Below are 15687 nucleotides of genomic sequence, written 5' to 3' on the forward strand. Positions count from 1 at the left end.
TGGGGTGAGGGATAGTTCAAAATTCAAGTTCGCTGGTTTCCAGCCAACCATAACGCTTCCAGCTGATATAGCCCCGATCATCAAACTTGATGCCTTCAGCTTCTAAACGCTGGCGTTGCTCAATCGCCGTATGCACCGGACAATTGGTCGAAATTCGGCCCTCGCGATTCACCACGCGCCACCATGCTACGTCAGGATATTGCTCATCCAACGAGTGGAGCGCTTTGCCAACGGCCCGCGCATAGCCAGGGTAGCCCGCCGCCAAGGCCAAACGCCCATAATTCACAATTCGGCCTGTGGGTACTTGCTTGAGGGTCTCATAAATTGCGCTCAAAAATTCGTTGCTCATACACTCGCTCGCTGCTAAATCATCTATCAGCACTTTAGCACGGAACCAGGAACTTAAGGGACTAGTTGTCAGGGCTAGGGGTCAGGAAGCGGAGAGACAGAAACCACGAAGAACACGAAGGATGGGGTATTAGACACACAACAATAATCCATAAAACAAATATTTGGAGGTGCCGGGGGCTGAAAACCCCCGGCGTTTCCCTCCGGCGGAGGGACGGAAGGGTGGCGAAATGACTTTAATTCTAATAAATGATTTTGGATCTAACGTCCACTATTTTCGCGGCGTGCCCGTGAGGCCGCATCGATTGTAACTGCCAGCAACAACACCGCGCCAGTCACAATAAATTTGATCGATGATTTGAGCGCCAGCAAATCCATGCCATTGGCAATTGCCCCAATCACCAATGCACCCAACAAGGCCGACCAAATGCGGCCCCGCCCGCCAAACAAGCTCGTGCCGCCGATGACCGCTGCCGCAATTGCGTTCAACAGCACATCGCCATCGCCTGATGATTGATTGGCTGCGTTCAAACGTGAAGCCGCCAAAATCCCGCCACAGGCAGCTAAGGCCGAAGCCAGCATAAAAATCGTAATTCGGATGCGATTAACATTGATCCCTGCGCGGCGAGCAGCCTCAGTATTGCCCCCAACTGCATACACATAGCGGCCAAACCGCGTGCGCTGGGTAATAAAATCGAAGATAATCAAAAAGGTCATAAAGATGATGACGGCGGTTGGCACACCTTGAATTGGAATTCCAGCAGCGTTGGCATTGCGGTTGACGTTCATCATCGCAACCCCAGCCAAAACGCTGGCCCCAACCACGCCAACCCGCCACAGCACGCCGTTCAGCGAGCCAACTGGCAATTCGGCAGCGCGGCGGCTGCGATATTCGTTGAACACAATCAGGGCATACACAACCACGCCAACCACGCCAAACACCCAGCCCAGCCAAATTGGCAGCCGAAAGTTGGCAATATCAATAATAAATTTATTGGTGATGTTGATGCTGCCAGTGTCGCCAAGCACCCGCAGGCGCGCCCCTTGCCAAGCAAGCAAGCCTGCCAAGGTCACCACGAACGAGGGCACGCGGAAGGAAGCGATCCACCAGCCTTGCAAGAGGCCAACCAAGGCTCCAACCACAATTGCCCCAACAATCGCCACGCCAGCAGGCAGATTATGCCGCGAAACCAACACCGCCATCACTGCTGCTGCCAAGCCGCTCACTTGGCCCGCCGATAAATCGACCTCGCCAAGCAGCAAAATCAGCACAACCCCAGTTGAAATGGTGCCCATTGCAGCAATTTGGACCATCAAGTTGGTCAGGTTCAGTGGCGTAAGAAAATTTTTGTTGATGCTTTGAAACACAATCGCAATAATAATCAGGCCAATAATGACTGGCAGCGAGCCTAAATTGCCTTGGCGAAAGCGTTCTGTTAATGCTTCGCGCCAGTTGTTTGGCGCAGCAGCGAGATTAGTTGGTTGGGTCTTCATTCAGCTTCTCCATAGGCATTGGCGGGCAGCATTGCCCCGGTAATCGCGCCAATCACTTGTTCGTTGGTGCTGCGCGCTGTGTGGAAGGTTGCAACCCGCCGCCCCAGCCGCATCACAATAATGCGATCGGATACTTCAAACACATCAGCAACATTATGGCTAATCACGACCACGCCCAAGCCACGTTCGCGCAAACGCAAAATCAAATCTTTGACTTGGCGGGTTTGCTCAACGCCCAGCGCAGCAGTTGGCTCATCAAGCAACACAACTTTGGAGTTCCACATCACCGAGCGCGCCACCGCCACCGATTGGCGTTGACCGCCAGAAAGATTGGCAATTTGAACCCGCACACTAGGAATTTTGACGCTCAGATCACGCAGCACTTCAGTTGCCCGCCGCTCCATCTCGGTTTCATTCAACAAATCCATGGATTTGAGGCCGCTGCGGCGCACGTTTTCGCGGCCAAGGTAGAGGTTGGAAACCACATCGAGATTATCGCACAAGGCCAAATCTTGGTAGACCGTTTCAACCCCGAGGTCGGTTGCTTGACGTGGGCTATTGACTGAAACGACCTTGCCTTCAAAAATATAATCGCCTTCGTCTGGTTTGTAGGCTCCGGCGATGGTTTTAATCAGCGTCGATTTACCTGCGCCGTTATCACCAACCAGCGCCACCACTTCATTCGAATAAACTTCGAAATCGACGTTGGAGAGGGCTTGAACCGCACCAAAGCGTTTGCTAACTTGGCGCAATTGCAAGACAGGCATCGCTGCTTCTGTTGCTGTCATGACTCTATTCCTTTTGCTGTGGGTCAGTGGAGTGGCCGCTGGGCTGGCGTTGTGAGCCATGCCAACCCAGCGGCGAGGAGGCTAACTATTGAATTCCAGCATCAGTACAGGCTTTGGCGAAATCGCCAGCACAGATCTGATCAACTTTGTGGAATTGGTCTTTGACAATCGTGTCTTTGACGTTGGCTTTGGTCACTGAAATTGGGGTCAGCAAGATTGAAGGAACATCAATTTTGCCGTTGTTGACTTTACCAGTTGCCTTGTCGGAGGTTTTGCCGTTGATCAAGGCGAAGGCCAATTCGGCTGCTGCTTCAGCTTGGGGCTTAATCGCTTTGTAAACGGTCATGTATTGGTCGCCAGCCAAAATCCGTTGAATGGCTGCCAATTCTGCATCTTGGCCCGTTACTGGAGGCAATGGCGACAGACCACCGGCCTTCATGGCTGCAATTGCGCCGCCACCAGTGCCGTCGTTGGCTGCATACACGCCGTCAACTTTGTTGCCAAGGCTGGTCAAGGCTTGTTGCATTTGGTCTTGGGCTTTGTCTGGGCTCCAGTCTGGGGTGTCATATTCGTTGGCAATCGTCAATTTGCCAGCGCTGACTAATGGATCAAACACGCTGTGCGCACCAGCTTTGAACAATTTTGCATTGTTGTCGGTTGGCGAGCCGTTGATCATCACGATGGTTGGGTTGGCAATGCCTTGTTTGGTCAATTCAGCGATCAAACTTTCGGCTTGTAATTTACCAACTGATTCGTTGTCGAATGAAATGTAGTAGCTCACGCCATCTGAGTTGAGGATCAAGCGGTCGTAGGCGATGACTGGCACATTTTGGGCTTTAGCTTTGTCGGCAATCGAGGCAGCAGCAGCTGAATCAACTGGGTCGAGCACCAAAACTTGGGCTCCGTTGGTCAAAGCAGCTTCAGCTTGTTGCAATTGCAAGTTAGCATCTTGATTGGCGTTGTTGTAAAGTACTTCGCAATCGGGGCAAAGCTCTTTCATTTTGGCTTCGAAGTAGGGGCGGTCGGCAGTTTCATAGCGAGCTGTCTTTGCATCGGGCAAGAACAAGGCAACAACTTTTTTGCCGCCACCGCTGGTCGTGCCACCAGTGCCCGTGGTTGGAGCAGTGGTTGCGCTTTCGCTGCCACAGGCTGCAATCACGCCTGAGAGAAGCACAAGCAAGAGGGAGGTGAATGCGCTACGCCGCACGTTCATAGAGTGGACTCCTTCGTCTGTTAAGACCTACAATCATCATTGATACCGAGTTGTCCGAACAAAAAGCCAACTAAATCGACCGAACCTGCGCCTTGCAGGAGCGCACCAATGCCCTATACCAGCACCAAAAGCTACGTTGAGCGAACCACTGCTTTTTTTCTGTAGGTGTAGTTTTGCCATGCTGGATAGTTGGTTGATGGTGGGTTGCCTAAGTTGCGTAAATACGCCGCTTATGGCACGATATTCCGTGCTGACTGATGTAACCCAAGTGTACGCCAAAGCCGTTGGTCAACCAAACCCCCAATCCCCCAATCTTCCTAGGGTCTTTCCCCTAGTTCAATGGGGGGATTTCCCCTAAAGCGAGGAATTTCATGCAACTCAATGGCGAGCGTCAGATCCGAATTGTGGTCGCTGATGACCATGCTGTGGTGCGAGCGGGCATTTCTACGGCCCTAAGCGATTTGCCCAATGTGCAGATTGTGGCCGAGGTTGGCGATGGCCCAGGGGTTTTAGCAGCGCTTGATCTACAACCAGATGCCTTAGTGATCGATGTGAGCATGCCGCAATTCGAGCCGTTGCAAACGATTCGCCAAATTCGCATGTACTATCCCCAACTCAAAATTCTCGTCGTCAGCGCCTACGACGACGATGTGTATGTGCAGGGTTTGTTGCAAGCGGGCGTTGATGGCTACCAACTCAAGGATCAACCGTTGGCCGATATTCGTTTGGCCTTGCAACGGGTGCTTGCTGGCGAGCGCTGGGTTTGCACGCCCTTGCTTTCCAAGCTGATGCGCGGCGTGCCCTTGGTTGATACTGGCCTCACGCCGCGCCAACGCGAATTGCTCTGGTGTTTGCAGCAGGGCGACGATAATCACGCAATCGCCCGCCGGATTGGCCTAAGCGTCAAAACCGTTGAAAATCACCTAACCCGCTTGTATCGCCAAATTGGGGTGCAAAGTCGACTTGAAGCTGTGCATTATGCAGCTCAACATCCGCAATTGCCAATGATGCCAACCAGCAGCCAAAATCTTGTTCCCAGTCAAGCCCTAAATGTATTGATTGTTGATGATAATTTGCGCTATCGCCAACATGTTAGCCGCATGATTAGCAAAATGCAGCCCAATTGTGCTGTGGTCGAGGCCGCGCATCAAGCAGAAGCCTTGGCAGCAGTCAGTCAACGCACGCCAGATTTAGCCTTGGTCGATGTGGTTTTGGGAGATGAAGATGGCATCGGCTGTGCCGCTCAAATCAAGCAGCAATCACCGAATACGCGGGTTTTGCTGGTCAGCGCCTATCCTGATCGCGAGTTTCATCGACGTGGTTTGGCGGTTGGTGCAGTAGCCTTGCTCGATAAAAAAGACCTCGATGCGGCCTCGCTACGCCTGTTGCTAGAGGATGTGTAGGCGCGAAGAGCATAGAACAGAGAACATAGAGCATAGGGGTTGGCGATCCACGAAGAGCACGAAGAGCACGAAGGACGATAAGCTGTTGGCTATCGGCTATGGGCTTGCGGGGGTTTAGGGAGGCAAGAAGTCAGAGTTTTGATCCACGAAGAGCACGAAGCGCACGAAGGACGATAGGCTGTTGGCTATAGGTGTAATGGTTTATTGGATTGGCAACCGTGTTCCCTCACCCCCCAGCCCCCGATCCCATTGGACGCGGGCGAGGGGGAGCAGCCGTTTTTACCAACGCCATGCGAAAGAACCACGGGATGAAAGCCCCTCGCCCGCCACGTGGGAGAGGGGGCTGGGGTGAGGGGATCAGGCCGTGGTTAACCTGATGAACCATTACATCTAGGATATAGGCTATTAGCTTTGCTTTCATCCCTCATAATTCATCCTTCGGTCGCTCTGCGCCTCTGCGTTAAACTTGGTTATGCAAGCATCGCATCAACAACAACTTCGTGCTCTTCGCGTTCTTCGCGGTTAAATTTCATCCTTCATCCCTCATCCTTCTCTCTCTCTCTCCCTTTTTTGACTTTTGACTTCTGCCTTTTGACCTTACTTACGGCGCACAATCAAGCCCAACGCGAGCAAGAGCATGGCAACCGAGGCCCAAACCCAGCCATAGCTTGGTTGAGTGCTGCTGGTATCAGGCAAGGTAATTGGCACATTTGGCGCTGGCGTGGCGGTTGGCGCTGCTGGCACTGGCGTAGCGCTTGGTTGAGTCGCGTTGCCAAAATAGTGCGCATACAAATCGGGCACCAACGTAAAGTTAACTTTATTCACCACCGCTGGGTCAATTGTGCCAGCGTTTTTAACCGATTCTGCAATCAAATCGCGAATTTCGCTGGTCGATTGATACAAAATCTTGCCCTCGCGGAACATGGCAAAGCCACCGCCGCCACCAGCTCGATAGTTGTTGATTGCAATCCGCAGGGTTTGTTCAGGCGCAATGTCAACCCCATTTAATTGGAGCTTGGTCACGCGCTGGCCTGCTGGCTTGGTCAAATCGTAGCTATATTCGATGTCGGTATACAAATCCCAGTTGTAATCGCGGGCATTATCGTTGACCACAGCCTTGGGATCGCTTGGCAAGGCATTGGGATCAAGTTGGCGGAAATATTCGGCGTTACGTTCTAGCGCGCGGCGCAAAATATCGCCATTAATTTCCATCACATACAGCGTGTTGTCGTAAATGTAAATGCTGTAGGCATCGCGCAGGGTAATTTGGCCAGCTGGAATCATGCCGCCATCGGTGAAAATCGCTGCCAGCGAGAGATCGACAGGGTAGCCTGCGTCAGCTGCAGCTTGCTTTTGCACATTGTTGATCAAGTCGGCCAAGGCGCTATCGCGATAACGAGCCTTGGGGCCGCCAGAAAATTCGGCGCTGGCTGTGCCAACTGGCTGGCTGATGTAGCCCAAGGTTTGGTCGTGGTAAGGCTGGGCAATTGCTTTGATCTCTTGATCTTCAGCAACATTAGTAACTGAAATGTTGGTTGAATCTTTGTTGATCACATTCCAGCTATCGCCATTCTTCTCAACCGTAATCGAAACCTTGCCCAACGAGCGGCCCCAGTATGATGGCTCGATCAGCAACACGTTGTTGATCACCGCTTTAGGTACGCTCAAGTGCGAGTGGCCAGTCAAAATCACATCAACGCCAGGTACTTCTTGAGCCAATTTGATCGAGACGTTTTCACCTGGCAACGAGCCAGTATCGCGCCATGTGCTGGGGTCGGTCAGCCATGCTTCGGGCTTGGTAGCGTCAGCAGGCTGTTTTTCCCAACCAGTGTGTTGCAACAAGACCACGATGTTGGCCCCTTCGGCGCGAATTTGCGGCACATATTGCTTGGCAATTTCCACCGGATCGGCGAATTGCAAGCCAGCAATGTTGGCTGGCTTTTCCCAAGTTGGCACGGTTGGCGTGGTCAAAGCCAAAAAGCCAACTTTCACCCCATTAACATCTTTGATGATGTAGGGCTTGAAGGCTTCGCTGCCATCGCGTTTGCGCACGTTGGCACTCATTACGGGGTATTGCGCTTGGCTGATATAACGATTCAGCACATCCAAGCCATAGTTGAATTCGTGGTTGCCCAACGAAGCAACATCATATTTAAGCGCATTAAACACCGCAGCCATTGGATGGGCGGCATTTTGGTCGATTGCGTTGTAGTAGTAGGTCAAGGGCGTGCCTTGAATCGTATCGCCATTATCGACCAACAACAGATTGGGATCGAGTGCCCGTTCTTGTTTGATCAGGGTTGCGACCTTGGTCATACCCCATTCGGCAGGCTTGCCGGTGTAGTAATCCCAGGCCATCAAATTGCCGTGAATATCGCTGGTTTCCAAAATTGTGACCGTGCGTTGCTCATTTTGGGCCTTGACGACACCGCTCTGTAAGCCGAGCGGAGCCAAAACAGCCACCAATAGCAACAACGCGAACGCACGTAGCAAACGCATCATTCAATCCTCCTAAAACACTGATATGCTCGTATTGTGATCCAAGCATATAGTGCTATAATACGCCGCTCCGTAGATTCGGTCAAAAATATTAAGTTCTATTTAAGCACATTATGCTCATTGGATTAAGCAGCGGGCGATCCAACGCCCAACAAATCCCAAGGGTCTGGATCATGCCAAATAGCCCAGATAACAGAGCCAACTTAGAGCAACGCTGGCATGATTAATCCGCCAAAATACCTGCTGAACACAACCAGTTCTGCGCCCAAAGCTGGCTGTTTAAGTGGCCCATAAAGAGAGACACCCATGATTAAGAGCATTCCAATAATTGTACAAATGATAGTTAATTGTTTTCGATTCTTATCGCCAAGAAGTTTAATGCAAAATGTTGTTAACAAGCTATGTGCAGTTACCAAAACTAAACCTATTGGAACATACAAATACATACAATAAACAAACACCAATATTGATAGAAAATAGTTATTGACGTAAACCATCAATATCCCAATTGGAATTGATGTCATTAATGAAATAAGAATCGTATTTTTCACTATAAAACCAATAAATGATTTTCTTTTAGGCATTTTATCGGCTTTTGGAATAGTATACATAGCTATAATTCCTTATAAACTAGAAATATCATGAGGAATCATAGACTAAACGTAGTATTTTAAATACAAAAATTGTGCAACAAAACTGTTACACAATTCGATCTATCGTTCAATATTTAAATTTAGCTAATATCAATATCGAGCATTTTGCGCAGTTGTTCGCGGCGTTTTGGTTTGCGCCGTGGGCGATAAAATGGATCGCTGGCTTGCAGATCGCGTTTCATTTTTTGCGAACGACCATTGACCAAGCCCCGCACGTAGGCGGTCAAATCGGCCAATGAAGCAGCCTTATCAGCCAACGACAAAATCCAGCCTTCGCGGGTCATGGGTGCAGGGCCAATCGGGTACATATGGCCAACGATTGCTTGGCAGACAGCCGAATCTTCGCCTTGTTCTTCGGCCCAGCGTGCCGCCACAGCGCCATGATTTTCCAGCGTGCCATAGCGCGAATCAATATCGTGGAGCAAAGCCGCGCGCGTACAAACCCGCACATCGGCTTTGAGCAAACGGGCAATACGATATGAATAGCGGGTAACCCGCATTAAATGTTCGTATTTTGCAATCCCATGGTGCAGATGGGTTTGGGTTTCCAGCACTTTGGGATGCGCAAGTAGATCCTCAATCAAATCATCCATCGTTCTTTCCTCCTGGCCGATTCAATTGAATTGCGTCAATCGTGATCTCCATATCACAAACTGTACCATGCGTAACTTTTTATTGTCAACCTATTTTTTTAATATCGTACGATTTAAGCACCTATAAATAGGACGACGATTGGGCCATGTAGGATGCAAAGCGCGCAGTTTGAAACCACGAAGAACGCGAAGAGCGCGAAGGCTATTTTAGCCACAGATTGGCATAGATTATTGTGATTATCTTCCGATAGCCCATAGCCCATAGCCCTAATTCCTCTGCGCCTCTGCGTTAAATTTCTATGCGCTATGTGAAATGGTTCATTGGATTGGCAACAGAAGCATGCCCTCACCCCCAGCCCCTCTCCCACTGAACGCGGGTGAGGGAAGCACGGGTTGCGTGGTTCCCCCTCTCCCATTCGATGGGAGAGGGGGCCAGGGGGTGAGGGGATCAAGCCGTGGTTAACCTGCTGAACCAATAGATCTATGCTCTATGCTCTATGTTCTATGTTCTATGCTCTTTACTAGCGCAACTGACTCCCAATCAGCGGTAAGAATACCTTGCGCAGCCCAATTGGTTGGGTCGCGGTCGGCGTATTGGTCGGCGGCGTGGCCGAGGTTGTTGGGGTGTGGCTCAGCGTCGCGGTCGGCGAATGAGTCGGCGTGCTGCTTGGCGGTGTGGTCGTTATCGTTGGGGTTATGCTGATTGTTGGCGAATTGGTTGCGGTATTGGTCGGAGTTAAGCTGATTGTCGGCGTATTGGTGTTGGTTGGCGAATTGGTTGCGGTGGCAGTATTAGTGCTAGTTGGAGTTGGCGTGGCCGTCGTTAGCACAAAACGACAAATTTGGAACGATTCATTGCGGCTGCTCATCGTAAAGCTATTGTTGGCAAATTGGCGACCACCAACTACAAACACTGTATCGTTGATGCTATCAGCTTCTGCTCCATAACGCGAACTGTTGAGCAACACTTCCGACCATTCGTTGGTCTGCTGATCGAAAATTAGGCTTGAGTTTGATGCCACGACTGGCATCGAATAACCTGTTGTAATGATAAAAAAGCGGTCGAGAATTTGGGCATCGCTGCCCTGCATTTGGCGACGGGGCAAGTTTGGCGCAGCCAGCCAAGCATTTACATTTGGATCATAGAATTCCATCGTATCCAAGGCAGTTTGGTTGCTGATGGTGGCCGTGCCGCCAGCCACATAAATTTTGTTATCCACCACTCCCGCCGAGGCGAACGCCCGCGCCGTGCTCATCGCTGGGCCAGCAGTCCATGCTTGGCTGGCTGGGTCAAATATCCAAACACTGGCTAAGACATTAGTGCCATTCGAGCCGCCAATAATATATAGTTTGCCAGCAAGCACCGCCGATTGATAGTAGGCCAATGGCGTTGGTAGACTTGGGCCGCTGCGCCAAATATCGAGCGTTGGTGAATAAATTTGCAGGTCGCTAATCAAACCTGTGGTGGTTGAGCCGCCGCCAGTGCGATAGCCACCAACTAGGTAAATTTCGCCATTCAGCGTAGCCGCATCAGTGCCAAAAGTTGCAATCGGCATTGGCGCACGTTGTTGCCAGCTGTCGGTATTTGGCTGATAGCGCAACGTATTGGGCAAGGCAGGAGAATTATTATTTGGCCCTTGCCCACCAATTTGAAACAGCGCACCATCGGCGCTAACAACCGACGAATAGCGGGCGGCAAGCAATGAATCTTCGCGATCAAGCCAATGACCAAGGCTACAATTGGTCACAAGAGCTTGATTAAGCTCAACCAATTCGTTGCTTAACTGTAAGGTCGTTTGATCGCTGGTACGTGGTTGGGCCGTCGCCGGAATATGTACGCTCACCGTAATTGGCCGGCTGCTTTGAGCCGGAATCGTCAGCGTATTAAAAGGTAAACTGCTTGGCCAAGCACTGGGTCCAAGATTAAGGTTGATCGTTTGCGAATTGGGATAGTTGTTGCGCACGCTTAATGGATAGAGCAATGTATCGCCAGCACAGCCTTGGTTGCTGGTCGTGCCAAAGATTTCAATCGGCGGCGTGTCTTGAATCAGCACATCATCAATTAAAAGATTGGCTCCAAAATCGCTGATACCCAAAAATCCCAAGTAAAACGGCTGGCCGATGCTGGCAAATGGCAAATCAAGCTGATATTGCGTCCAGCCATCAGTTGCCCGATAGCGTGGATAGCTAGCGTGCGTCGTGTAGTTTTGGCCATCGTTGCTGGTTTGAACCAACAGCGTATCAGCTGAGGTTGGAAAAATTGCGCTATGGTAATACCAAAAACTTGCCCGCAGCACATTGGTGGTTGGCGTAAGCACGGTTGATAAGCGCGCTGCATTGCCATTGCTCGTCGAATAACTATTGAAATGAGCCATACCCGCACCACTGTGGGACTGAGCGGTTGGGCGGGTAGCGCTGGTTACTTGCGTCCATTCAGGCTCAGGCGTATCAGTTGCGGTGATGATCGTGGTTGCCCAATTGGCAGGGGGAAAAATGGGACTATCGAAGCTTTGGTCGATGTAAATTGTTGGGACAAAAGTAATTTGTGGTCGGAGCATTGGACGTTGCAGCTCACGCGCTTGCGTATACGAGCCACCAAAAAAAAGCAGCAACAACCCCAGCAGGAGCACAATCCGAAGGGTACGAGTAGTCATGGGCTTGCCTCCAACAAGTACAATCGCCAAAAAAACGACATTCGATAGTAGATAATCAACTTAACAGAACAATGTGTAGCATCATTATACGCGCAATCTTTCGGGAGGCGAGGGATCAGGTTTTGATCCACGAAGGGCACGAAGGACACGAAGAATGAAACCACGAAGAACACGAAGAGCGCGAAAGACACGAAAAACAGAGAGCATAGAACATAGCTGTAATGGTTCATTGCGTTAACCATGGCCTGATCCTCTCACCCCCTCGCCCCCGCTCCCGTTCGACGGGAGCGGGGGAACCGCTGAATCAGTGCTCCCCTCGCCCGCGTTCAGTGGGAGAGGGGCTGGGGGTGAGGGCATGCACATGGTTGCCAACCCAATGAACTATTAGAGCTATAGGCTATGGGCTTTTGCTTTCATCCCTCATCCTTCATAATTCATCCTTCGGTCGCTCTGCGCCTCTGCGTTAAAGCTATGACTTTTGACTTCTGACTTTTGACTTTTGATTTCATCCTATGTTCTTTGCGCTCTGTTCTTTTTGACTTTTAATTTCGGCTTATACTTAGGCCTATGTTGACGATTCGCCAAACGAGCATGTTGATAAGCTTGCAGGATACGGGGCGTGCTGGCCTGCGGCATTGGGGCGTGCCTGCCAGCGGCGCACTCGATTGGCTGGCGCATAGCCTCGCTAGCCGCTTGGTTGGTAATTCAGCCGATTTAGCTAGCCTCGAAATTACTGGCGCAGGCGCACGGCTGCATTTCAGCGAGTTAACAATCATTAGTTTGGTTGGAGCCGATTTAGGCGCAGAGCTTGATGGTCAACCAATTGCGCTTGGCATGGCATGGTTAGTGCGACCCAATAGCGAATTGACATTTAACCAGCGGCGGAGCGGCGCACGCTGCTATTTGGCAATTGCTGGCGGCTTTAATATTGCGCCACAACTTGGCTCGCAAAGCTGTTTACTTGGCGCACCGTGGGCTGGCTACTTGGCGCAACCATTGAAAATCGGCGATCAATTAAGCTATAACCAACCAGATCTGACGATTGCAGGCCGAGGTTTGGACACAATGGCCGTTGATTCGAGCCAAAGCCCAATTCGCTATCTGCCCAATCGCAGCTTGAATAGCTCGATTCAGCGTGAATTTCAAGCCGAAACGTGGTGTATTAGTAGCAAAAGCAATCGTATGGGCTATCGTTGCGAAGGCCAAGCCTTAGCAACTCCAACCAATTCAGTGCGTTCGTTTGGAGTTGTGCCCGGCACAATTCAGCTGCCACCAGATGGCCAGCCGATTGTGCTTTTGGCCGATGCCCAAACCACTGGTGGTTATCCAGTGCTTGGGGTCGTGATTCGCACCGATTTGCCCAAATTCGCTCAGCGCTTGCCTTCTGAGTATTTGCAATTTCAGCCAATTGGGCTTACACTAGCCGAACGCGCTTTTACAGAACAACTCAATCTCCTCAAGGCCAACTTCGAGCCAGAACCAGACTTCATAGTTGTCCCAATCTAGCTTAACCCCAAAGTACTAGCAAGCTATCCCCCAAAAAGATTGTGCAAAAAGAAACAATAGCCCAAAAATGTGGGTAAGTGTGGGATAATGTGGGATAACTTTTTGCAATTTGTCAAATAAATTGTTTTATCCAGCCATAATAACACAAATGTTTCAAATAATTATTAAATCCACTTGTTAATAAAAACACATGTTCTAAATACTATCCCCAAATTGTATAAGTTACCCCCAAAAATGTGGATAACCATGTGGGATATGTGGGAAACTTGGGATATGTGGGATATGTTCATGGCCCGCAAATGATTGTGTATAATCGCCAAGGCAAGCGAGTGTCGCTGCCATTCGCACCTATGTGAGGCTTTTTATGCGCATCTATCAGCTTGCAAAGGCATTATTATTTCGTTTAGCCCCAGAAAAAGCTCATCGAATTACCACTGCTGGGCTTGATTTGGTCACTTATTTACCATTTTCCGCAAATTTATTCCGTTCCTTTCATCACAATGACCCAATCCTTAAAACAAATCTGTGTGGGTTAACGTTCAATAATCCACTTGGTTTAGCTGCTGGTTTTGATAAAGATGGTACGCATATTCGTGGTATGCGCCAATTGGGCTTTGGTTTTTTGGAATTAGGCACTGTTACGCCCAAACCGCAAGCTGGCAACGAACAACCACGTTTATTTCGTTTAATTGAAGATCAGGCATTAATTAATCGCATGGGATTTAATAATGCAGGTATCGAAGCCTTAGCGCTGCGTTTAGCCAAACAGCCGCGTTTAATTCCACTGGGCATTAATCTGGGCAAAAATAAAAATACCGCGAATGAACAAGCAGCCGATGATTATCGCCAAGGAATTAATTTGCTTGGCGAATATGCCGATTATATTGTGATCAATATTTCTTCACCGAATACGCCAGGGTTACGTGACCTTAGTCGGCGCGAACCATTAACCGAATTATTGCAGGTTGTGCAAACTGCCCGCCAACAATTACGCCATCAAGCGCCACTGTTCGTCAAACTCTCGCCCGACGAAGATCGCGCAGGCTTAGATGCAGCACTTGGCGCGGCGCTCGATGCAAGAGTTGACGGCATTATCGCCACCAACACAACCATCAGCCGCGCAAACGTACGTTCAGCTCAGCAAACCGAAACCGGCGGCTTAAGCGGTTCCCCGCTCAAAACCAAAGCCTTGCAAACTCTCAAATATATTTATCAAAGCACAAATGGCAAGCTTCCATTGATTGGCGTTGGTGGCATTGCTAATGGTCACGATGCTTACGAACGGATTTTGGCTGGCGCGAGCGCAATCCAACTGTATACCAGCCTAATTTATGCTGGGCCACAATTGGTTAGTACGATTAACCGTGAGCTAGCTGCACTGTTGCGGCGCGATGGCTTTAATTCAATTCAAGCAGCGGTTGGCGCAGCAGTTTAGCACTAGAGAGGTGAACATAACTCACCCATATGGCAAAACCAAGATGACACCAGAGCATGACATAACTGGTTGCGCTGCTATAGGGGGCGTGGTAAGATGCAACGCAAGGGAGCGGTATCAATTCATAAGTATGCACCACGATGATGCATAGAAAGGTTTCAGCGTTATGGTTCGCGTCCAGGTTGATAGCATACGCTTTAGTCTACTCACACAACAACGGATTGTTGTCCTACGGGAGCTGAACAGCCGTCGCTATGTGACAATCTGGATCGGCCCGTTTGAAGCCGATGCAATTGCACTAGCCGTCCAAGGCCATGAGCCACCTCGCCCAATGACCCACGATCTGCTCTTGGCAACCGTCAAAGCACTGGGCGGCACGATTCGCGAAGTCGTGGTGAGCGACTTCCGCGATAGCACCTTTTTTGCCCGCTTAGTGATCGATAACAATGGCCAAGCAATCGAGCTTGATTCACGTTCTAGCGATGCAATTGCCTTGGCAGTTCGCGCCGAAGCCCCTATTTTCGTGGCCGACCATGTGATGGACGAATTGGGCCATATGATGGACGACCAAGACGAAAGCGAAGATATTCCAACGACATCGGTTTCGCAGGCCGAGCCTGAGGCTGCCCCAACCACCGATGAAGAAGAGCTTTCGATCTTCCGCAAATTCATCGACTCAATCGATCCAGAATCTGATCAATAAGAAACCCATACCCGCTCCTTTCGCCGTCACTGAAGCTTCAGTGGCGGCTTTTTTTGGCGAAAATCAGGCCTGCATGTTATCCACAAGTTTCCACAGCTATCCACAGGCTCATGGAGTGATCATGTTATACAGAGGTTTTCCACCGGGTTATCAGCAGCTTTTCCACAAAACATCCACGATCAAGATCTACTATATCTAGGGCCATGTTCAGCCAAGTTATCCTAGATGTAGCGTTATCCCTGTTTATTCGCCAGTTATCCCCAAATTTATCCACAAATTGGGGATAACTAGCCCTTTGCTGTGGAAAACTAGCCAACATGTGGACAAGCATGGGGAAACCATGTTGGCAGATCGTGCACAATAATCCACATCATGAGTCTATCCCCAAAAGCATGGGG

General features: G+C 50.1%; 12 protein-coding genes. 4 read left to right on the plus strand and 8 right to left on the minus strand.

Annotated elements, in window-relative coordinates:
* Nucleotides 1-16: 16 nt before the first annotated feature.
* The 4 genes from ACFMKP_RS20785 to ACFMKP_RS20800 form a co-directional block, all read right to left on the minus strand.
* Complete coding sequence (locus ACFMKP_RS20785) at nt 17-349, minus strand: MGMT family protein (RefSeq protein WP_382294710.1); 333 nt, start codon at nt 347-349, stop codon at nt 17-19.
* A 260-nt stretch (nt 350-609) separates the two neighbouring features.
* Nucleotides 610-1842, minus strand: coding sequence for a sugar ABC transporter permease (locus ACFMKP_RS20790; RefSeq protein WP_382294712.1), 1233 nt, complete (start codon nt 1840-1842; stop codon nt 610-612).
* Complete coding sequence (locus ACFMKP_RS20795) at nt 1839-2630, minus strand: ATP-binding cassette domain-containing protein (RefSeq protein ID WP_204754045.1); 792 nt, start codon at nt 2628-2630, stop codon at nt 1839-1841. Before ACFMKP_RS20795 ends, ACFMKP_RS20790 begins: the two co-directional genes overlap by 4 nt.
* An 85-nt stretch (nt 2631-2715) precedes the next feature.
* Nucleotides 2716-3843, minus strand: a complete 1128-nt coding sequence (locus ACFMKP_RS20800; RefSeq protein WP_382294715.1) for a sugar ABC transporter substrate-binding protein — start codon at nt 3841-3843, stop codon at nt 2716-2718.
* A gap of 371 nt (nt 3844-4214) precedes the next feature.
* Here ACFMKP_RS20800 and ACFMKP_RS20805 point away from each other — a divergent pair, with 371 nt between their 5' ends.
* A complete protein-coding gene (locus tag ACFMKP_RS20805; protein ID WP_382294717.1) occupies nt 4215-5246 on the plus strand; it encodes a response regulator in 1032 nt (343 codons plus the stop codon).
* 597 nt (nt 5247-5843) lie between these two features.
* Here the strand turns inward: ACFMKP_RS20805 and ACFMKP_RS20810 are convergent.
* The 4 genes from ACFMKP_RS20810 to ACFMKP_RS20825 form a co-directional block, all read right to left on the minus strand.
* On the minus strand, nt 5844-7748 hold the full coding sequence (locus ACFMKP_RS20810; RefSeq protein WP_382294719.1) for a bifunctional metallophosphatase/5'-nucleotidase: 1905 nt from the start codon (nt 7746-7748) through the stop codon (nt 5844-5846).
* 200 nt (nt 7749-7948) lie between these two features.
* A complete protein-coding gene (locus ACFMKP_RS20815) occupies nt 7949-8356 on the minus strand; it encodes a hypothetical protein (protein WP_382294721.1) in 408 nt (135 codons plus the stop codon).
* Nucleotides 8357-8478: 122 nt separating this feature from the next.
* Complete coding sequence (locus ACFMKP_RS20820; RefSeq protein ID WP_110517719.1) at nt 8479-8991, minus strand: HD domain-containing protein; 513 nt, start codon at nt 8989-8991, stop codon at nt 8479-8481.
* A 521-nt stretch (nt 8992-9512) separates the two neighbouring features.
* A complete protein-coding gene (locus ACFMKP_RS20825; protein ID WP_382294722.1) occupies nt 9513-11645 on the minus strand; it encodes a hypothetical protein in 2133 nt (710 codons plus the stop codon).
* Between the two features lie 591 nt (nt 11646-12236).
* Here ACFMKP_RS20825 and ACFMKP_RS20830 point away from each other — a divergent pair.
* The 3 genes from ACFMKP_RS20830 to ACFMKP_RS20840 all read left to right on the plus strand — a co-directional run bounded on the left by ACFMKP_RS20830 (nt 12237) and on the right by ACFMKP_RS20840 (nt 15289).
* Complete coding sequence (locus ACFMKP_RS20830) at nt 12237-13151, plus strand: biotin-dependent carboxyltransferase family protein (protein ID WP_382294724.1); 915 nt, start codon at nt 12237-12239, stop codon at nt 13149-13151.
* A gap of 364 nt (nt 13152-13515) precedes the next feature.
* Nucleotides 13516-14586, plus strand: a complete 1071-nt coding sequence (locus ACFMKP_RS20835; protein WP_382294726.1) for a quinone-dependent dihydroorotate dehydrogenase — start codon at nt 13516-13518, stop codon at nt 14584-14586.
* 166 nt (nt 14587-14752) lie between these two features.
* Nucleotides 14753-15289: a bifunctional nuclease family protein gene (locus tag ACFMKP_RS20840; RefSeq protein WP_382294728.1), complete on the plus strand. Its 537-nt coding sequence runs from the start codon at nt 14753-14755 to the stop codon at nt 15287-15289.
* The last annotated feature ends 398 nt before the right edge of the window (nt 15290-15687 follow it).

The organism is Herpetosiphon sp. NSE202, assembly GCF_042688385.1.
Lineage (GTDB): Bacteria > Chloroflexota > Chloroflexia > Chloroflexales > Herpetosiphonaceae > Herpetosiphon.